The sequence below is a fragment of the Marinicella meishanensis genome, from assembly GCF_019931145.1.
Lineage (GTDB): Bacteria > Pseudomonadota > Gammaproteobacteria > Xanthomonadales > Marinicellaceae > Marinicella > Marinicella meishanensis.
Genome location: NZ_JAIOUV010000004.1, coordinates 229751 through 248251, shown reverse-complemented (window position 1 = coordinate 248251; position 18501 = coordinate 229751). Strand labels below are relative to the sequence as shown.

At 54.3% G+C, this 18501-nt stretch carries 20 protein-coding genes; 12 read left to right on the top strand and 8 right to left on the bottom strand.

Annotation, left to right across the window (positions count from 1 at the left end; translation table 11 throughout):
- Positions 1 to 49: 49 nt before the first annotated feature.
- The 8 genes from K7G70_RS08290 to K7G70_RS08255 all read left to right on the top strand — a co-directional run bounded on the left by K7G70_RS08290 (position 50) and on the right by K7G70_RS08255 (position 7182).
- Positions 50 to 1678: an alpha/beta hydrolase gene (locus K7G70_RS08290; protein WP_223788154.1), complete on the top strand. Its 1629-nt coding sequence runs from the start codon at positions 50 to 52 to the stop codon at positions 1676 to 1678.
- A 2-nt stretch (positions 1679 to 1680) separates the two neighbouring features.
- Positions 1681 to 2073 carry a peptide-methionine (R)-S-oxide reductase MsrB gene (msrB, locus tag K7G70_RS08285; protein ID WP_223788153.1) on the top strand — a complete coding sequence of 131 codons (393 nt, stop codon included), beginning with the start codon at positions 1681 to 1683 and terminating at the stop codon, positions 2071 to 2073.
- A complete protein-coding gene (locus K7G70_RS08280) occupies positions 2066 to 2290 on the top strand; it encodes a hypothetical protein (RefSeq protein WP_223788152.1) in 225 nt (74 codons plus the stop codon). Before msrB ends, K7G70_RS08280 begins: the two co-directional genes overlap by 8 nt.
- Before the next feature lie 43 nt (positions 2291 to 2333).
- Positions 2334 to 3032 carry a DUF4875 domain-containing protein gene (locus tag K7G70_RS08275; protein WP_223788151.1) on the top strand — a complete coding sequence of 233 codons (699 nt, stop codon included), beginning with the start codon at positions 2334 to 2336 and terminating at the stop codon, positions 3030 to 3032.
- 78 nt (positions 3033 to 3110) lie between these two features.
- Positions 3111 to 3530, top strand: a complete 420-nt coding sequence (locus K7G70_RS08270; protein WP_223788150.1) for a DUF6491 family protein — start codon at positions 3111 to 3113, stop codon at positions 3528 to 3530.
- 171 nt (positions 3531 to 3701) lie between these two features.
- The gene (locus K7G70_RS08265; protein ID WP_223788149.1) at positions 3702 to 5951 is read left to right on the top strand and encodes a TonB-dependent receptor; all 2250 of its coding nucleotides are present in this window, start codon (positions 3702 to 3704) and stop codon (positions 5949 to 5951) included.
- A gap of 37 nt (positions 5952 to 5988) precedes the next feature.
- Complete coding sequence (locus K7G70_RS08260; protein ID WP_223788148.1) at positions 5989 to 6558, top strand: NnrU family protein; 570 nt, start codon at positions 5989 to 5991, stop codon at positions 6556 to 6558.
- Positions 6559 to 6651: 93 nt separating this feature from the next.
- The gene (locus K7G70_RS08255; RefSeq protein WP_223788147.1) at positions 6652 to 7182 is read left to right on the top strand and encodes a BPSL1445 family SYLF domain-containing lipoprotein; all 531 of its coding nucleotides are present in this window, start codon (positions 6652 to 6654) and stop codon (positions 7180 to 7182) included.
- A 936-nt stretch (positions 7183 to 8118) separates the two neighbouring features.
- On the opposite strand, the gene K7G70_RS08250 is transcribed toward K7G70_RS08255, so the two are convergent.
- Complete coding sequence (locus K7G70_RS08250) at positions 8119 to 9396, bottom strand: metal-dependent hydrolase family protein (protein WP_223788146.1); 1278 nt, start codon at positions 9394 to 9396, stop codon at positions 8119 to 8121.
- 98 nt (positions 9397 to 9494) lie between these two features.
- On the opposite strand from K7G70_RS08250, the gene K7G70_RS08245 reads away from it, so the two are divergent.
- The 4 genes from K7G70_RS08245 (at position 9495) to K7G70_RS08230 (ending at position 12393) form a co-directional block, all read left to right on the top strand.
- Positions 9495 to 10055 (top strand): hypothetical protein, encoded by a 561-nt coding sequence (locus K7G70_RS08245; protein WP_223788145.1) that lies wholly within the window; start codon positions 9495 to 9497, stop codon positions 10053 to 10055.
- Positions 10056 to 10059: 4 nt separating this feature from the next.
- On the top strand, positions 10060 to 10428 hold the full coding sequence (locus tag K7G70_RS08240) for a CidA/LrgA family protein (protein ID WP_223788144.1): 369 nt from the start codon (positions 10060 to 10062) through the stop codon (positions 10426 to 10428).
- Positions 10418 to 11134, top strand: coding sequence for an LrgB family protein (locus K7G70_RS08235; RefSeq protein ID WP_223788143.1), 717 nt, complete (start codon positions 10418 to 10420; stop codon positions 11132 to 11134). The genes K7G70_RS08240 and K7G70_RS08235 overlap by 11 nt, the downstream gene beginning before the upstream one ends.
- Before the next feature lie 77 nt (positions 11135 to 11211).
- Entirely contained in the window at positions 11212 to 12393 is a 1182-nt protein-coding gene (locus tag K7G70_RS08230) for an acetyltransferase domain-containing protein (protein ID WP_223788142.1), read from the top strand.
- 136 nt (positions 12394 to 12529) lie between these two features.
- Here the strand turns inward: K7G70_RS08230 and K7G70_RS08225 are convergent, their stop codons facing one another.
- The 7 genes from K7G70_RS08225 to K7G70_RS08195 form a co-directional block, all read right to left on the bottom strand.
- A complete protein-coding gene (locus K7G70_RS08225; RefSeq protein ID WP_223788141.1) occupies positions 12530 to 13588 on the bottom strand; it encodes a mechanosensitive ion channel family protein in 1059 nt (352 codons plus the stop codon).
- Positions 13585 to 14670: a saccharopine dehydrogenase family protein gene (locus K7G70_RS08220; protein WP_223788140.1), complete on the bottom strand. Its 1086-nt coding sequence runs from the start codon at positions 14668 to 14670 to the stop codon at positions 13585 to 13587. Before K7G70_RS08220 ends, K7G70_RS08225 begins: the two co-directional genes overlap by 4 nt.
- On the bottom strand, positions 14667 to 15155 hold the full coding sequence (locus K7G70_RS08215) for a phosphatidylglycerophosphatase A family protein (RefSeq protein WP_223788139.1): 489 nt from the start codon (positions 15153 to 15155) through the stop codon (positions 14667 to 14669). Before K7G70_RS08215 ends, K7G70_RS08220 begins: the two co-directional genes overlap by 4 nt.
- A complete protein-coding gene (gene thiL, locus K7G70_RS08210) occupies positions 15152 to 16060 on the bottom strand; it encodes a thiamine-phosphate kinase (RefSeq protein WP_255589938.1) in 909 nt (302 codons plus the stop codon). The genes K7G70_RS08215 and thiL overlap by 4 nt, the downstream gene beginning before the upstream one ends.
- A 39-nt stretch (positions 16061 to 16099) precedes the next feature.
- A complete protein-coding gene (nusB, locus tag K7G70_RS08205; RefSeq protein ID WP_223788138.1) occupies positions 16100 to 16576 on the bottom strand; it encodes a transcription antitermination factor NusB in 477 nt (158 codons plus the stop codon).
- A gap of 31 nt (positions 16577 to 16607) precedes the next feature.
- Positions 16608 to 17861, bottom strand: a complete 1254-nt coding sequence (glyA, locus tag K7G70_RS08200; RefSeq protein WP_223788137.1) for a serine hydroxymethyltransferase — start codon at positions 17859 to 17861, stop codon at positions 16608 to 16610.
- A gap of 106 nt (positions 17862 to 17967) precedes the next feature.
- Positions 17968 to 18456, bottom strand: a complete 489-nt coding sequence (locus tag K7G70_RS08195; RefSeq protein ID WP_223788136.1) for a CopD family protein — start codon at positions 18454 to 18456, stop codon at positions 17968 to 17970.
- Between the last annotated feature and the right edge of the window lie 45 nt (positions 18457 to 18501).

Below are 18501 nucleotides of genomic sequence, written 5' to 3'. Positions count from 1 at the left end.
GGGGCATGGTGGTAAAGTGGAACGGTTTCATATGACCGGGCACCCCAACATGCGAATATTGCTGATTGTTCTTTGGGCGTTGCTGCTGTTGGCTTGCGCCCAACCGCAGAAACCTGAGACCGATGCCGAACACTGCGCCAGTCGCTCATGGAGTGGTTGGGCTGTGGTCGATGGGGTGGGGGATTTTCCCTTCCGCATCCGCGAAACCGCCGCTGGTGGCAGCCTGGATGTGGGCTTTGCCAATCTATATGCCGTGGCCTTGGAAAATTTCAGCTATGCCGATCAAAGCCTGCAGTTCACCTGGTTGGCCAAAAGTGGCGACCCACGGGTGTTCACCGGTGAGGAAGCCTGGGATCGAATTGCAGGCCGCATCGACTGGACCGGCAATGCCGGCACCTTCACGCTGCATTGTGCCGCTCGCCCAATCACCGCACAAGACAGCGAAGCCGCTGGCATGAACCTGGGCTGGTACCTGTTTCAAGACCCCGAGGATCCGGCCCGCTCGGCGGTGTGGGATGTGCGCCGCGCTGGCTATGGTGAGGTTTACTTCAGGGATGTGCGCAGCGGTCAGCAACGGATCGTTTTTCCCACCGAAGGGGGCGCCTTCTTCACTGGTCAACGTTTGAATGACCCCAGTGTCATCGGCCATGAATTGCACATCGAGCAGCCAAACATTGTCTTCCAAGCCACCGCCCAACAAGCCGCCCAAGTCGGCCGTCCCTTCACCTTACAACAACAGGAACACTTGATCGATTCAGCCGCCGGTCCGATCCGTGTGCTGGTCACCCAACGGGACTTGAATCCTTTGGGTGTCGGTTTGGTGGTGGTGCCTGGTTCGGGTTGGCAAGTGGCCGAAGATGAAAAATTTCGCACCGAGAATTTGGCGGCCTTGGGCTTGACCGTGGTCACCTTTGACAAACGGGGCCATGGCCAAACACCGGGGCCAACCATCCGTCCCTTTCAGGACACCGCAGATGATGTGCTGGCGGTGACCCAGTGGGCGCAACAAAGCCAGCAAACGGTAGGCAGTTGGGGTGTGTTGGGCATCAGTCGGGGCGGTTGGATGGTGCCGAAAATTGATGGCTTGAATGAGCTGTATGACTATGTGGTGCTGGCAGTGACCCCGGCGGTGACGCCATTTCAACAAGAAATGCAGGCGCGTTTGACCGAGTTGGCTGAAATGGGGCTGGATGCCGCGCAATTACAAGCCGCTGACCATTACTATCGGGCCTTGGTGACCCATGCCAGAACGCCCAACGACGAACATTGGCAAGCCTACCTGGAGGCCCATCGGCAAGTGGTTGACTTTGTGCCCGAAACTTACCGTGGCGCGGCGTCCAGAGATGCCGAGGATTGGGCCTGGTGGGGATTGAATGGCGACGATGACCCCAGGCCACAATTGTGCCAGATCGAAACGCCTACACGGGTGATCTTGGGCCTGGAAGACCGCAAGATTGACTTTGATGACACCACCAACAAACTGTTGTCCTGCAACCACCAGCGCGACATTCCCTACTTGCACATCCACCCCATGGTCGGCGTCGGTCACAACCTGGCCTTGACTTATGATGGACCCATGTGGGCCTTCGATGGCCTGGGTTCTGAGGGGCTGGAAGCCATATGGCAATGGGCGCTGATGCACCGCAACACCGAACACGAATCAACCACACAGCCTTGAACATGAAAGAAGACCTGAAAGCCAAACTCAAAGACGAACTCGATCCGGTCAGTTATGAAGTGATCGTCAACAAAGCCACCGAACGCCCCCACACCGGGCAATACAACCTGCATTTCCAAGACGGCCAATATGCCTGCAAAGCCTGTGGCGAAAAGCTCTTCGACAGCACCTCGAAATTCGATGCCGGCTGTGGCTGGCCCAGTTTTGACCGCGAGATCGAAGCCGGAAAAATCAAGGAGGTGTTCGATGATTCACATGGCATGCGCCGCACCGAAATTATTTGTGCCAATTGTGGTGGCCATTTGGGTCATGTGTTCAACGACGGTCCCACCGACACCGGCTTGCGCTACTGTGTGAATTCGGTGTCCATCGAATTTAATGACGCCAATGAATGAGCTTGGTTTGTTACTGGTCCGTTTGTTGATCGTCATTTTGGCTTTGGCTTTGACCGGCTCGGCCAGGGCCTTGACGGGCATTGATTCAGTTGGTGGATTTTGGGCAGCCATTTTGGTCTTGTTCCTGTTCATCCTGATTCCTTGGTGGGTATTTCGTTTCTTGCGTCGTGTGCGGCGAGATTGTGATGCCCATTCCAGCGAAGACGGCCCGGATTGAGTGTGGCTTAAAAATTTCCCTGTTTATGTGAGGACATGCCGTTATGAAGCCTGCCAGAGTTTTGATTTTCCAAGGCATAAAATTGGTTTTGCTTATATTCTTGTTGATCGTGGTTTTTAATTTTTTCTTTGATCAAGCCAAGCAAAATCAACAAGCCGAATCCATTGAAACCATGTTGACGGACTTGGAAGACCAGGTACGGGATCTGCAACACAGCAAACAAACGATCATGCTGCCCTTAATCCGCAGACCAGCGGCTGAGTATCAAGTGGTGGTGCAAAACACAGAGGTGGCCGGTGATGAGTCTTATGCTTTCCTCTGTGCCGTGTCACAGGCCGTGGGACAAGCGCAGCGTGCACAAACCATGGTGAATGTGGTTGAAGACCACAAAGACATGTTGTCTGATGGGGTGGGAAAAATGGTGGTTTATCTGGCGGCAGCAAAGTCACTGTGTGAAGAGACATTGGCGCTTGGCGTGGGCTACCATGTATTGGATGGACAGGGCTGGCCAGGCATCTCTGCCGGTCAATGGCATTGGTTGTTGCGCACCTCAAACGTCCAAGTCACGGCGGCCCAAATAGAGGCTTCTGAACTGTTCCAAAAACACCGAGAAGAATTCATCCAAGAACATGGTGTGTATGATTACTTCGATCATCTGGATGCCCATGTGAGTCAACTGTTGAACAGAAAAGCCGATTATGTGAAAACCGGTATGTGGAATGATGACTTTGTGAAACATTGAGTCATTTGATTAGGATTTAACACTTTTTACACCCACCATCTGGTATAACTATTAATTATTTCGTACAGCGAGTGCATCATGAAAACAATGCTCATCGGGCTGTTGGTCCTGTTACTGGCCGCCTGCCAAGAAAACACCCGCAAGCGGATTGACTATGCGGCCTTTGTCGAAGCCCAAGAACTGGTGGCGCAGCCACGGGTCACCCAATTTCGGTTTCAAGGCTGGCAGCCGTTGGATGAACGGTTCTTGATCCTGCGCAGCAACCAACGCCAGAGTTACTTGATCGAGTTGAATTCCTTTTGCAGTGAATTGCCCTTTGCCCAAGCCATCACCATGGACCAAAGCAGCTCATTGTCGCTGGTGGCCAAATTCGACGCCATCAGGGTGCCAGGTCAAATTTCTCAGCGCTGTCCCATCAAACACATCTATGTGCTGGACGAGGTCCAGAAACAGGCCTTGATGAACCTGAAAAACCCCAATGAAAAAATGTTGGAATGAGCCCCCAATGACTTGATTCAAACGTTTGATTCGTTCATGACTTGTTAATCTGCCACCGCTGGCATAAAATCATTGTTCAAAAGCGTTACCAAGCTTGCATTGCTTCAGCGGTTTTGACGCGCCATGGTTGATTCCGCATTGCACACACCAATCAATTGGGAGGAATCAAACATGAAAACTGCATCAAAAACAGTGCCGGTCCGGGGCTGTCAAATCATTTTACTCTTGGGGCTGATGCTGTTGGGCAACAGCAGCCTGTTGGCCCAGACCGACGATGGCAACGAAGACAATGTGGAATTGGATTCGGTGATCGTCACGGCGCAAAAAAGGCCAGAAGATGCGCAAAAGGTGTCCAAGGCCATCTCCACCCTGTCGGGAGAAAAGCTCGATGTCTACACCTCCGGTGGCATGGACATCCGGTTTTTGAACGCCCGCTTACCCAGTTTGCAAATTGAGTCTTCCTTTGGTCGCGCCTTTCCCCGATTTTATATCCGTGGCTATGGCAACACCGACTTTGACGTCAATGCTTCACAACCGGTGTCACTGGTCTATGATGAAGTGGTGCAAGAAAACCCCATTTTGAAAGGTTTTCCGGCGTTTGATTTGGAACGGGTGGAAATGCTGCGCGGCCCCCAAGGCACCTTGTTTGGTCGCAACACGCCAGCGGGCATCGTTAAATTTGATTCGGTCAAACCCTCACAATCGCAAGAAAGTTATGCACAAGTGGCCTTCGGCACGTTCAACCGAACCTTGTTTGAAGGTGCGGTGGGTGGTGCTTTCACCGATGCCATGTCAGGGCGGTTTTCTTTGCAATACCAAAGACGCGATGACTGGGTCGACAACGCGGGATTTGTCGATGAACGCAATGTGCTGGAAGGCTATGATGAACTGGCTTGGCGGGGACAGATCCGCCACGAAGCCGATGGCTTGGATGTGTTGTTCAATGTGCATGGGCGCGACAACGAAGGGTCGGCGCGCTTGTTCCGCGCCAACATCATTCAACCGGGTACCAACAACCTGGTGCCAGGCTTCGATGTCGATGACGTCTTCACTGACGGCATCAATGAACAAGATTTGGAACAAATCGGTTTCAACCTGCGGGTGACCTATGACATGGGTGATTACACCTTCACTTCGGTCACCGGTTATGAAGACGTTGAAGTGTTTTCACGCGGTGACATCGACGGTGGCTACGGCGCCAGTTTCATTGGGGTGTTTGGTCCAGGGTTCATTCCGTTCCCATCAGAATCAGCGGTCAGTGTGCCCGATCACCAACAAATCACCCAGGAATTCAGAATCGCTTCCAATGATTTGGGCGCCTTTGATTGGCAGGGGGGCTTGTTCTATTTCAGTGAAGACATCACCATTGACAACTTTGGCTACGATTCATTGTCACCGGGTAACCCCAGAAACATCGTCGCTCAACAACGGCAAGACACCACCGCTTGGGGCGTGTTCATTTCCGGTGATTATGACGTCACCGATCAATTTCGCATCCAAGCCGGTTTGCGTTATTCCAACGACGAAAAAGATTTTGTGGCCATCCGCACCGAATCACCCTTTGCCGATCCCATTGGCCCCTTGCGTGAACGGCCTGAAGACGATGAAATTTCATGGGATTTGAGTGCCACTTATGACTTCAGCGATGACGTCAATGTGTACACCCGGGTGTCCAAAGGTTTTCGCGCCCCCAGTGTGCAAGGCCGCATCTCTTTTGGTGACACCACTTCGGTGGCCGATTCAGAAACCATCCTGTCGTGGGAAGCGGGGGTCAAGTCCACCTTGCTGGATCGCCGGCTGCGGTTAAATGCCTCGATTTACACCTACACCGTGGATGATTTGCAATTGACAGCCGTGGGCGGGGTCAGCAATGTGACCGAATTGTTGAATGCCGATAAAGCCAAGGGCAACGGCTTGGAAATCGAGTTGGAGGCCTTGCTGACGGCTGATTTGTTGTTAACCGCCGGCTATTCCTATAATGACACCGAAATCGATGACCCCAACTTGTATGTGGCCGGCTGTGGTTCGGGTTGTACGGTATTGGATCCGGAAAACCCCAACAACCCCGGACAATTCCTGATTGATGGCAACCGCTTGCCGCAAGCCCCGGAAAACGTCTTCAACTTGACCTTACAATACGCCCGCAATTGGGGCCCAGGTGAATTCTTTGTGTTTGCCGATTACGCATACCGCGATGAAGTGTCTTTCTTCTTGTATGACTCCATTGAGTACACCGGCAAAAGCCTGGGTGAGTTGGGTTTGCGCACCGGTTACCGCTGGGGCCAATGGCAAGAGTTGGCGGTCTTTGTGCGCAACCTGACCGATGAAGTGGTGATCGTTGGCGGCATTGATTTCAACAACCTCACCGGTTTCGTCAATGAACCCAGAACCTTTGGTATTGAATACAAATATGAGTTCTGATGATTGATCACTGCAGCCACAACCGCATAGAGAGGTCATGGCCATGATGTGGTTGGTCTCCGGCTTGCTGTTGTGGACTGTGGTGCACTGGGTGCCGGCGTTGTGGCCGGCACTCAAAACCCGCTGGTGCAATCGCTTGGGTGCCGGTGGCTACCAAGGCAGTTTTGCCTTGTTGGTGTTCGCCGGTTTGCTGCTGATCGTGCTGGGTTGGCGACAAACGCCGGCCTCCCATGTTTACCTGCCGATGCCTGAATTGAAACACCCGGCCATGGCTATGGTGGTGTTGGGTTTTGTGTTGATGGGGGCGGCCAACTACGGCAGCCGCATCAAACGCCTGATCAGGCACCCGCAACTGACCGGATTTGCCCTGTGGGCGGTGGCCCATTTGTTGCTCAATGGCGACAGCAAGTCGGTGCTGGTGTTCACTTGGTTGTTGCTCTGGGCGATCAGTGAAATCATTTTGATCAATCGCCGTGATCGCGCATTCACCCCACCGCCGGTGGTGTCCTGGCCCCAAGAATTGGCCGGCGTCTTGGTCAGTTTGGGGGTGGTGGCGTTGGTGGTTTGGGTCCACCCCTACCTGTCTGGTCGCGCCATCGTGCTGTGAAGGGCCTTGTCTGATCCAATAATTTTGCCAATCGGTTAACTTTTTATTCAACTTCACTGTGTTAGCATGCGATTTTTGCTTGCACAATTGACCATGAAAAATATCCTGATGCTGCTGTTGTTGTGTGGTTATGTGACCACCGCAACCGCCAAATCCAAACAAGAAATCAACATCACCGCCGATGCCACCCTGGAGCGCTTCAAAAAAGAAGTGGTGGGTGGTCAACAGTTCCTGGACCAGGCCGCTGCGGTGTTGGTGTTTCCCCAAGTGCTGAAAGCTGGTTTGGGCATTGGCGGTGAATACGGCGAAGGGGTGTTGCGCCAAGGCGGCCAGAACCTCGCCTATTACAGCACGGCTGCGGCATCCATCGGCTTCCAGGCCGGGGCTCAGTCCAAATCCGTGGTGGTGGTGTTCATGACCCAAGACGCCTTGAACCATTTCCGCAGCAAAAAAGGCTGGAAAGCCGGGGTCGATGGTTCGGTGGCGGTGATCAAATGGGGCGTGGGCGAAGACATCAACACCCTGGACATCAAAGACCCGGTGGTGGGCTTCATCTTCAGCAACAAAGGCCTGATGTTCAACCTGACCCTGGAAGGTTCCAAGTTCACCGAAATCAAGCGCTGAGCAGGCAAGCTCACCGCCCATTCTGTCAAATGCTCATTGGCTTGGAGGTCAGCCGAAGTCGGCTCAGACACCATGAGAGTTGCCGGCTGTGCCGCCGGCATGTCATCGGCTGAAGCCGATGCTCCTAAGAAAGGCACCACCCTTGGAGCGTCGACTGCAGTCGACGTTGGATTAAATCCAGCACCCAGGACACTGTGACTAGCTTGGTGAGCAGCAATGAACTTTCAGTTGCAGGTGGCTGAGCCTGTCGAAGCCTGCTTCAAGACAAGTGGGCTGGGCTTGGCCCCATCATCAGGCTTAACCAGATCAATTAAAATCAGCCAATGCCAGGTGATGCCGGCTGTGTCGCCGGCATGTCATCGGCTGAAGCCGATGCTCCAGAATCAGAAACCACTTCTCGGCGCGTCGACTGCAGTCGACGTTGGATTAAATCCAGCACCCAGGACACTGCGACAAGCTTGGTGAGCAGCAATGAACTTTCAGTTGCAGGTGGCTGAGCCCGTCGAAGCCTGCTTCAAGCCAAGTGGGCTGGGCTTGGCCCATCATCAGGCTTAAACAGATCAATCTCAATCAGCCAATGCCAGGTGATGCCGGTTGTGTCGCCGGCATGTCATCGGCTGAAGCCGATGCTCCAGAATCAGAAACCACTTCTCGGCGCGTCGACTGCAGTCGACGTTGGATTAAATCCAGCACCCAGGACACTGCGACAGGTTCAGTGAGCAGCAATGAACTTACAGTTGCAGGTGGCTGAGCCCGTCGAATCCTGCTTCAAGCCAAGTGGGCTGGGCTTGGCCCATCATCAGGCTTAACCAGATCAATTAAAATCAGCCAAAGCCAGTTGATGCCGGCTGTGTCGCCAGTATGTCATCGGCTGAAGCCGATGCTCCAAATTAAGAAACCACCTCCCCGTAGCGTCGAATTCAGTCGACGTTGGGTTTATTGGCCCTGGGTCTGATTTTTATACACCTGGCCACCCTTCATCACGAAGCTCACGTTTTCCAGGGTTTTGATGTCCTGCAGGGGATCGCCGTTGACCGCGATCAAGTCGGCCAACAAGCCGGTTTTGATCTGGCCCCGATCGGTCACGCCGAGCAATTCAGCGGGGTGGATGGTGGCCGATTGGATGGCTTGTAAGGCACTCATGCCCACCGCCATCATGGCCGACAATTCATGGGCATTTTGGCCGTGGGGGATCAGCGGTGAATCGGTGCCCAGGGCAATTTTCACCCCTTGTTGGATGGCCTGGGCCAAGTTCTCCTTGGCCAGTGGCAGCACGTATTTGGCTTTTTCCGCAATTTTGGGGTTCTGTTGATCGATGCCGTCCATCACGAAATCCACCAGACCGGTGGTGGGCACCAACATGACGTTGTGCTTTTTCATCATTTTGATGCCTTCGGCGTCCAACAAGGAACCGTGTTCAATCGATGAGACCCCGGCCCGGATGGCGGCTTTGATGCCTTCGGTGCCGTGCGCGTGGGCCGCAACTTTCAGGTGGTGGCGCTGGGCTTCTGCCACAATGGTGCGCATTTCTTCATCACTCAACTGCTGCGCACCGACGCTGTCTTCCAAGGACATGACCCCGGCGGTGGCATGGATTTTGATCACTTTGGCACCGTGTTTGATTTGGTAACGCACCGCTTCGATGGCATCGGCTGGGCCATTGACGATGCCGTGCTTGGGCTGGGGTTCGAACAAGGTTTCGTGCAGCCCCAAAGTCAAGTCGCCATGACCGCCGCTGATGCTGACCATGTGACCGGCCGGCACGATGCGTGGGGCCTCGATCCAACCGGCTTGTTCCGCTTCTGACAGAGCCGCGCCAATCAGCTCATCGGTCAGGTGCACCTGGCCCACATTGCGCACCGTGGTGAAACCGGCCAACAAGGTCAGGCGGGCGTTTTTGGTGGCGCGAATGGCCCCTTTGCTGGCGCTTTCGTTGGTGATGATGCCACCAAAGCCATTGTTGTAATCCAAATCCAGGTGGGTGTGCATGTCCATCAAGCCAGGCAACAACCAGCGGTCACCCAGATCGATGAGGTGGTGTTCGGCTGGCCGTTGTTCCGGGTTGATGGCTTGAATGACCCCGTCAGCCACCACCAACACTGCCGGTGATATCCAATCACCTGATTCGACATCCAAATAGGCTTTGGCTTGGATCACGGTGGTTTCAGCCTGGCAGTTGAGGCTGAAAAACAGCATTAATAAAAATCGTTGCATGTGAGCTCCCCTGTGGTTTTGTCGCAACAATTGTATCAGAGGCTGACTTTTGCTGGGCTTTACTGGATAATGAAGAGAACCAAACTTCAGTCATGACCATGAAAACACGCACCCTGTTGCTGCTGCTGATCAGCGGCCCAAGCCTCGCTGCCGATACCGCAGTCAAAGCCCCCAACCCCTTTGCCGGATTGCTGCCACTGGTGGGCCATTGTTGGCAAGCCACTTTTCCCGATGGCAAAAAGATCGACACCCATTGTTTCACCTCGGTGTACGATGGCGCCTTCATCAATGACCAGCACGTGGTGTGTGGTGAGGGTGAACCGTACGCCGGGGAAACGTGGTATGCCCACGATGCCGACAACAACACCGTGAATTACCGCTATTACAATTCCATTGGCGGGGTCAGTGATGGCACCGTGGTGACCAACGGTGAGCAGTTGTTGTTCCCTGATGAGACCTATGAAAACAAGGGTCAATCGATCACCTACCGCACCACATGGGATCTGTCCGAGGGTCAATATGTCTCCAACATGTGGCGCCAGGACGCCACAGTCGAAGGCGGTTGGGTGCCGGTCTGGCAAATGGTCTTCAAACAAGTGGCTTTGGCGGACCAATCGACCGCAGTTTACAACGAACAACGGCAATTGATTTGTCAGTGAGTTGATGCGCTGGTTGCTTGGCTTGGGGGTCTTGATCGCCTATGACCAGCTGGGCCAATGGTTGATGCGCACCGTGCAGTGGCCGATCCCTGGCTCGGTGGTTGGCATGATGCTGATGTTCCTCACCTTGTTGCTGATCAAGCAGCCGCCAACGGCCGTGGTGCAAGCGTCGATGAGCTTGCTCAAACACCTGGCGTTCTTCTTTGTGCCAGCTGGGGTTGGCATCTTGTTGCTGTTCGATTTGCTGGCCAATGAATGGTTGGCGATGCTGGTCAGCATGGTGCTGAGTACGGTCATTTCTTTGTTGTTCACCGCCCAGTTGATGCAGTGGTTGTTGCCTGCCACCGTGGACCGGACTGCAGATGACGGTTGATTGGTCCAGCTGGTTTCCGGCCAACCCCTTGTGGGGCGTGTTGCTCACCGTGGGGGTGTATTTTTTGGCCAATCGCTTGTTTCAAAAGGCCCGCCAAACGCCCCTGCTGCATCCGGTGTTGGTCAGTGTGCTGGTGATCATCGGCCTTTTGTGGTGGTGGGAACTGGACTATGCCGCTTACATGTCGGGCGGTCAGCTGATCCATTTTTTATTGGGCCCGGCCACCGTGGCTTTGGCCTGGCCTTTGTATCAAAGCTGGCCCACCTTCAAGCGGTGCTTGTGGCCGGTATTGGTGGCGGTGACCTGCGGCATTTTGGTGGGGGCCACCTCAGCCATTTATCTGGCGGCTTGGCTGGGCGCCTCTGAACTGACCCAACTGTCCCTGGCCCCCAAATCGGTGACCACCCCAGTGGCCATTGTGGTGTCTGAACAATTGGGTGGCTTGCCGGCTTTGACCGCCGGTTTTGTGATCATCACCGGTGTGGTGGGGGCCATGTTTGGGGCGCAGATATTCCGCTGGATGGGGGTTGATGATCCTCGGGTCAGTGGTCTGGCGATGGGCGTTTCGGCCCATGGTGTGGGCACTGCGCGGGCATGGCAACTGGATCACACCATGGGGGCTTATTCAGGCTTGGGCATGGGTGTGGCAGCGGTGATGGTGGCTTTTGTGTTGCCCCCGTGGCTGTGGTTGTTGGGCTGGTTATAGGGTCATTTTCGTAGTTTGGCTTTACAGTCTGCCACAGCGACTGCTACAATTTTTGCATTGAATTCGCGGTGTGGCGCATGAATGACAACAACCCCAGACAGCGCATCGAGTCTTTGGACGTGTTGCGTGGCCTGGTCATCGTCTTGATGGCCATTGATCATGTGCGCGATTTCTGGTCGGTTGAACCGTTCCAACCGGAAGACCTGAGCCAAACCACTCCAGAATATTTTTTCACCCGCTGGATCACCCACTTTTGTGCGCCGGTGTTTGTCTTTCTGGCCGGAACTTCGGCCTTTTTGTACCAGGCCAAAATCAATGACAAAAAACAACTCAGCCGCTTCCTGTTGAGCCGCGGCTTGTGGTTGGTGTTGATCGAATTGGTGGTGGTCAACTCCAGTTGGACCTTGGGGTTTTTCCTCACGGGCTGGGGCTTTTTCTTGCAAGTGATTTGGGCCCTGGGGGTGTCGATGATCGCCTTGGCACTGTTGGTGTGGTTGTCCGATGGGATGATTTTGCTGATTTCATTGTTGATGATCGTGGGGCACAATGCCTTCAATTTCGTGGTGCCAGCCGACTTGGGCGCATGGGCCTGGCTGTGGCAAGTGTTGCATGAAGGCGGCTGGATTGCCTTGAATGCCCAAGGCAGCTACGGTGCATTTATTGCCTACCCATTGATTCCTTGGATTGGGGTGATGGGTGCCGGCTATGTATTCGGGCGACTGATGTTGATGGCGCCAGCCGACCGCTTCCGGTGGTTGTGGGGCTTGGCTGGGGCCTGTGTGATGCTGTTTGTGGTGCTGCGTTACAGCAACCTGTATGGCGACACCGCACCATGGACCACCCAGAAAGATGCGATGTTTACCTTCATGTCTTTCATCAACACGCAAAAATACCCGCCCTCACTGCTGTTTTTGCTGATGACCCTGGGGCCGGGTTTTGTGTTGTTGTGGTTGTTCGAGAAAAAGCCCTGGCGCTGGCTGGGTATATTAAAAACAATCGGCCGGGTACCGTTGTTTTTTTACGTTTTGCACTTCATCGTCATCCACCTGACATCGATGCTGTATTTCAAAGTGGTACACGGTCAATGGTTCGATTTGGCCAACACCCAAAATCCACAACGTTGGCCTGACTTTTATGAGCCGTCGCTGTGGCGTTTGTATCTGGCTTGGGCCCTGACCGTGTGGGGCTTTTTTTACCTGTGTCGCTGGTACGACCGTTACAAATCCACCCACCGCCACTGGTGGCTTAAATTCCTGTGATTCTCAGTGAATGGACTCGACCAATGGTGCGGCCAGATGGCTTGCGCCATGTCGTCGGCTGCAGCCGACGCTCCAAGACATAACTCCCCTGGAGCGCCGACTTCAGTCGGCGTTGGGTTGAGGATTGCACCAATGTTCAGTTAACCGACTGATGGGTGATGGGGGTGGCCAGGGACAGGCCGTGTTCGGCTTGCAGGTCGAAAGCGGCGCGGTTGATGGCGAAGCGGGCTTGGACAATGCGGTAGACCGATTCGACCCGGTAGTTCATGCGCCACTGGTTGGCGTGATCGCCGGGGTTGACCAGCACCAGGCGTGGGGTCTTTTCGGGGTCCAGTTGTTTTTCCGCGGTGCAGGCTTGTTGCCACACGGCCTGGATGAATTCTTCGACTTGCGTTGAAGGGGTGTCGTAGCCGATGTTGAACTCCACATAGTCGTTCCAAAAATTGGCATCGGTTTTGTTGAGGATTTCAATCGGCACCGCACGAAGTTTGGAGTTGGCCACAATGATGCTGTGTTTTTGGATCAGGTGGTGAAAAGTGGTTTCGGTCAAGGACATGCGCTTGATCACCGCCAGGATGTCCATCGAGGGGATGCGACACACCACGCCGGGGGCGATTTGTCCTTGGTGCAACATGATCAGGCCACTGACCGCATCGTGGGCCCAGGCTTCTTTGGTGCCGAACAAGATCACCAGGATGCCACCGATCACACCGGTGGCTTGTAACCATGAGGTCACCTGCCAAATGTTGATGATCAACAACAAGGACAGGGCGATGGTGATCAGGGAAATGATGATGAAGCCCATTTCCGATTGGTAGGTGCGGGTTTTCGATTTGTTGCCATCAATGGTGCGTTCTTTGCCGTACTTTTTGATGGTCCAGGTGTGGCCGAATTGAATCAGTAAGTATGCCACCAAGAACACCAAACCGGTTTGTGACACCTGTTTGAGGAATTCGCGGTAGCCATAATCATGCAGCACGTAATTCCACACCCAGTCGAACAGATAAATCGACAGCAACAACACGTTCATCAGGCGCAGCTTGCGCGAACGCCGCTTGTTCAGTTCGTCCGAGCCGGATGGCACCACTTTGCCAAACAAGAACCCGGCGATGATGAACAAACTGATGTTCAACACCACCGCCACCTTGCCGAACACCGACAAGCCGAGGAAGTATTGCACCAGTAAATCAATCATACCGCTGTCAACCGAATGTCGTGGGTGGCCAATTCAGCCATGATTTGTTGGAACCAGCGGTGATTCTGGCCAATGATTTCTGGTGGCAGGACACCCGCTGGCAAGTCATCATATTGGAGCAACAAGCGCACCCCAGCGGCACAGGTGTAACCGGTGGTGCGGGCCATGGAGGAGACGTGGTTGGCCTGGTCGTAGTGGTCAATCAACTGCCAGGTTTGGGCGATGGGATGGCCGTCTTTTTGTCCCGCGGCACTGATCTCCATCACCGTCAAATCCGGCTCATGTTCAGCAAATTGCCATTGTTCCAACAACACCTTGGCGGTGGCATTGCGGTGTTCTGGTTTGAAAAAGCCGCCGTCGATCAATTGTTGAATCAAATGCGCGTGGCCGTTGTAGCGCACGGTCTTTTCTGCCATGGTGGGGATGTCGACGGTTTGCAGCAAAGACCGCAAGCCATCGGTGTTGAAGGCTTCCATGTGGCCCACGCCCGGGAAATACAGGGTTTCGATTTCACTCATGGCCGGCAGCACCAAGTCCTTGCCATCGCGTCGCATGCGGGCCGGGCGGGTGTATTCCTCGATCACGTCCAGCGGCGCGAAGGGCGCTTTGTATTCAAAGGGTTTCAGCCGTTCGACCGGCACCCCGCCAACCTTGCAAGCGAATTCTTCGACCACATCATATTGGTCCACCACATGCCCGGCATAGAGGTTGGAAATGCCAGGCGCCAGGCCAAAATCAACCAGCGCCGTGACCCCGTTTTCTTGGGCCAGTTCATTCAAGGCCAAGGCATCTTCGGCGAAGAAAGAAATGTCAACGATGTTTTTTTGCAACTTGATCAGCTGCTGCAACCGGTCAAAACCCAACAAACTGGGCAAGGCACCCACCACCACATCAAACGGCGCAACCAACTCGGCCAGGACCGCATCATCGCAGGCATTGGCCGCCAACAATTGGCAGTGTCCTTGTAAATGCTGCAGGTGATCGATGCTCAAATCGGCCAGGGTGACCGCATGGTCTGTGCTTAAATTCTTGGCGATGGCCGCACCGATGCGACCACCACCCAATACCAAAACTTTTTTCATGAAATCCAACTCACTGTGATCATTAATACGGCCCAGGCAAAGACCCCGGCGATGAGGTCATCAACCATGATGCCAAAGCCACCTTTGACCCGTTTATCCAGCCATTTTATCGGAAATGGCTTGACGATATCAAAGAACCGGAACAAGACAAAGCCCAACAACAGCCAGTGCCATTCAAGGGGGATCCAGGTCATGGTCACCCAGAAGCCAACAAATTCATCCCACACGATGCCACCGTGGTCATGCACGCCCAGTTGGTCACTGGCCCGCTGACACAGGTAAATGCCCAGCACAAAGGCCAGAACCCAGGCCGCGACATACCACGGCCAGGGCAGTTCTGCCAACAACAGGTAAGGCGGAATGGCCGCCAGCGTGCCAACGGTGCCCGGTGCTTTGGGGGCCAAGCCACTGCCAAAGCCAAAAGCCAAGAATCCGCTGGGGGTTTTCAGGGCCACGTGATGGATGTCAGATCGGCTTGGGCTCAAGGGGCCTCCGTGAAATGTTGGTAACCACCAGCACGGGTGTCGATGGCTTGTTGTTGGTGCATCACCCGCACCCGGCCCTGGTCGGCATCGCCGTCTGCCAGGATCACACCAATGACCTGGCAGTCAGCCGGCAGGCGCGCTTGGTCTGATGGGTTGATGGTGAAACACAATTGATAATCATCGCCGCCACTGAGCATGAATTCCTGCCATCGCGGATCTTGCCGGATCACCGGCGGGTGGGGAATTTGGCTCAATTCCAATTCGGCAACAACGCCACTGGCCTGACACAAATGACCCAAATCCTGCAACAAGCCATCGGACAGATCAATCATGGCCGTGGCCAAGCCTTGCACTTGCGTGGCAATGTCCAGGCGTGGGGTGGGCTGTTGCAGTTGTTGGTCACAACTGGGGTCACTGCCCGGGTGCTGCAGGGCAAAAGCGGCACCACCCAGTTCGCCACTGACCACCACACAATCACCCACCTGGGCGCCGTTCCGGGTGATGGCACGGGGGGTTTGACCCAACACCGTCACGCCGATCGACAGCGGTCCTTGGGTGGTGTCGCCACCGACCAACTGGACGTTGTGTTGGACCAGCAATTGGGCGAAGCCCTTGATGAAGGGATCGAGCCAGGCGACATCAATGGTCGGCAAGGTCAGGTTCAACAACACCCATTGGGGTTTGGCGCCCATGGCAGCCATGTCGCTGAAATTGACCGCCAGGGCTTTGTGGCCCACTGTGGCTGGCGGATCGCTGGCGCGAAAATGCACCTCGGCAACCAAGGTGTCGGTGGATATGACCAGCTGTTGTTGCGGATCGGGTTGCAGCACGGCGGCGTCATCACCAATGCCCAACAGCGTGCCCGGAACTTCATGGCCACACAGCCGTGTGATGTGTTGGATCAGGTCGAACTCTTTGATGCGATCACCTCGTGAACAGGCTGCTTATTCGCATTCACCCGAATCGGCGGCCATTTCAATTTTGCGGGTCGCCGCTGCCACATGGGTCAACACCCCATTGACAAAGATGTGACCGCCTTCGCCACCGAATTCTGTGGCCATCAAAATGGCTTCATTGATCACCACTTTGAACGGGGTTTCAGGGTGTTGTAACAACTCATAAGTGGCCATGGTCAACACCGCGTATTCCACCGCACCCAAAGACGATTTGTCGCGGCCCAAATGGGGGTCAATCTGGGCTTCAATTTCGGCCTTGTTGGCCTCAATGTAGCGCAACGCCGATTTGAAAAATTCGGTGTCAACTTTGTTGAAATCTTGTTCTTCCAGAAATTGTTCGATCACCACCCGGGCAGTCATGTCGTTGTAGTGCATCTGATACAACGCCTGCACCAGTCTTTTCCTGGCCCGGTGTTTTCTGGCCAGGTGCTCTGGCAAGCGTTTGTTCTTTTTGTTGGCGTTCATGGTTTGGCTCGCTGTGGTGTGTAACCGCGATTCAACGGTAAACAGGGAATCGGTGACACAAGTCGGTGACTTTGGCCTGCACTTGCTTGACCACCTCATCATTACTCATGTCATCAAGGATATCACACATCCAATGGGTCATGGCGGTGAATTCTTCCACCCCAAAGCCACGGGTGGTGCCAGCCGGTGTGCCGAGTCGCAAGCCCGAAGTCACAAACGGCGATTTCGGATCATTGGGCACAGAATTCTTGTTCACTGTGATGTGGGCTTCTCCCAACCGCGCTTCGGCGTCTTTTCCGGTGATCTCTTGGTCCACCAAGTCCAACAAAAACAAATGGTTCTCGGTGCCACCGGAAACCACTTTGTAACCGCGGTCAATGAACACCTGGGCCATGGCTTGGGCGTTGTTCACCACGGCTTGTTGATAGGTTTTGAACGACGGCTCCAAAGCTTCTTTGAAAGCCACCGCTTTGGCCGCGATGACGTGCATCAAAGGTCCGCCTTGGATGCCGGGGAACACCAAAGAATTCAGTTTCTTTTCGATCTCTGGATTGGCTTTGGCCAGGATGATGCCACCGCGTGGACCGCGCAGGGTTTTGTGGGTGGTTGAAGTGGTCACATCCGCGATGTTCACCGGTGATGGGTAGACCCCGGCCGCGATCAAGCCTGCCACGTGGGCCATGTCGACCATGAAATAGGCACAGACTTCATCGGCAATGTCGCGAAACTGCTGCCAATCAATGCGTTTGGAATAGGCAGAAAAACCACCGATGATCATTTTTGGTTGGTGTTCCTGGGCCAATCGACGCACTTCGGCAAAGTCAATTTCACCGGTGGCATCGTCGATGCCGTATTGGATGGCGTTGTACAGTTTGCCCGAGGCGTTGACTTTGGCACCGTGGGTCAAATGACCGCCGTGGGCCAGTGACATGCCCAAAATCGTGTCGCCTGGTTGTAACAAGGCCATGTACACCGCTTGGTTGGCTTGTGAGCCCGAATGCGGTTGCACATTGGCATAATCGGCATTGAACAATTGTTTGACCCGTTGAATGGCCAATTCCTCGGCCACATCGACGTGCTCACAACCCCCATAGTAACGCTTGCCCGGGTAGCCTTCGGCGTATTTGTTGGTCATTTGCGAGCCTTGCGCTTCCATGACCGCCGGTGAGGTGTAATTTTCCGATGCGATCAATTCAATGTGATCTTCCTGGCGTTGATTTTCGGCGGCAATGGCGGCATGCAACTCGGGATCGACTTGGGCAATGGTTTTGGATTTATCAAACATGGTCTTGAAACATGGGTGGTGGCGAAAAAAGCGGTATTTTACCTTAGCTGGCGGGGCATGGAAGCCCAGCGGTCATAAAAAAAGGGTCTAAGTGCTGGATTCATGGTCAAAACGGCTTGGCCAGCACCAAATAAATGACCACCAACAGCACCACCGCCGGCACTTCATTGAACACCCGGAACCACACATGGGATCGTTGCTTGTCACCGGCGTCGAATTGGCGGTGGATGCGGATGCACCAAAAGTGGTAGGCCATCAAGCCGGCCACCAAGATCATTTTGGCCACAAACCAGCCTTGTTGGATGTACAGGGTCCATTGGGCTTGGGCGATGGCATACACCAGCAACACCGCAGAGATCAGGGTGCCCCACAAAGTGAAGCGCATCATTTTAATCAAGCGGTGGCCCATGCCGAGCAACAAGGCCCGTTCAGCGGGTTCATTGACCATCGCCAGGTTGACGAAAATCCGCGGTAAATAGAACAAGCAGGCGAACCAGCTGACCACAAAAAAGACATGGAATGTTTTGATCCAAAGCACAGTGACTCCTGATTGATTCAATGGCCAGTCCGAGGCGCCGGACAACTGCCACAACATGACTTAACTTAAACCTACAAAGCCAGTGGTATAATGCCGCTTTTT

What these genes read in the sequence shown, in the direction of transcription:
- K7G70_RS08265 (WP_223788149.1), top strand. Translation starts at nt 3,702, where the DNA reads ATGAAAACTGCATCAAAAACAGTGCCGGTCCGGGGCTGTCAAATCATT.
- K7G70_RS08260 (WP_223788148.1), top strand. Translation starts at nt 5,989, where the DNA reads ATGGCCATGATGTGGTTGGTCTCCGGCTTGCTGTTGTGGACTGTGGTG.
- K7G70_RS08250 (WP_223788146.1), bottom strand. Translation starts at nt 9,396, where the DNA reads ATGCAACGATTTTTATTAATGCTGTTTTTCAGCCTCAACTGCCAGGCT.
- K7G70_RS08225 (WP_223788141.1), bottom strand. Translation starts at nt 13,588, where the DNA reads ATGATTGATTTACTGGTGCAATACTTCCTCGGCTTGTCGGTGTTCGGC.
- K7G70_RS08240 (WP_223788144.1), top strand. Translation starts at nt 10,060, where the DNA reads ATGCGCTGGTTGCTTGGCTTGGGGGTCTTGATCGCCTATGACCAGCTG.
- K7G70_RS08230 (WP_223788142.1), top strand. Translation starts at nt 11,212, where the DNA reads ATGAATGACAACAACCCCAGACAGCGCATCGAGTCTTTGGACGTGTTG.
- K7G70_RS08280 (WP_223788152.1), top strand. Translation starts at nt 2,066, where the DNA reads ATGAATGAGCTTGGTTTGTTACTGGTCCGTTTGTTGATCGTCATTTTG.
- K7G70_RS08270 (WP_223788150.1), top strand. Translation starts at nt 3,111, where the DNA reads ATGAAAACAATGCTCATCGGGCTGTTGGTCCTGTTACTGGCCGCCTGC.
- glyA (WP_223788137.1), bottom strand. Translation starts at nt 17,861, where the DNA reads ATGTTTGATAAATCCAAAACCATTGCCCAAGTCGATCCCGAGTTGCAT.
- K7G70_RS08220 (WP_223788140.1), bottom strand. Translation starts at nt 14,670, where the DNA reads ATGAAAAAAGTTTTGGTATTGGGTGGTGGTCGCATCGGTGCGGCCATC.
- nusB (WP_223788138.1), bottom strand. Translation starts at nt 16,576, where the DNA reads ATGAACGCCAACAAAAAGAACAAACGCTTGCCAGAGCACCTGGCCAGA.
- K7G70_RS08255 (WP_223788147.1), top strand. Translation starts at nt 6,652, where the DNA reads ATGAAAAATATCCTGATGCTGCTGTTGTTGTGTGGTTATGTGACCACC.
- K7G70_RS08195 (WP_223788136.1), bottom strand. Translation starts at nt 18,456, where the DNA reads ATGTTGTGGCAGTTGTCCGGCGCCTCGGACTGGCCATTGAATCAATCA.
- K7G70_RS08245 (WP_223788145.1), top strand. Translation starts at nt 9,495, where the DNA reads ATGAAAACACGCACCCTGTTGCTGCTGCTGATCAGCGGCCCAAGCCTC.
- K7G70_RS08275 (WP_223788151.1), top strand. Translation starts at nt 2,334, where the DNA reads ATGAAGCCTGCCAGAGTTTTGATTTTCCAAGGCATAAAATTGGTTTTG.
- msrB (WP_223788153.1), top strand. Translation starts at nt 1,681, where the DNA reads ATGAAAGAAGACCTGAAAGCCAAACTCAAAGACGAACTCGATCCGGTC.
- K7G70_RS08290 (WP_223788154.1), top strand. Translation starts at nt 50, where the DNA reads ATGCGAATATTGCTGATTGTTCTTTGGGCGTTGCTGCTGTTGGCTTGC.
- K7G70_RS08235 (WP_223788143.1), top strand. Translation starts at nt 10,418, where the DNA reads ATGACGGTTGATTGGTCCAGCTGGTTTCCGGCCAACCCCTTGTGGGGC.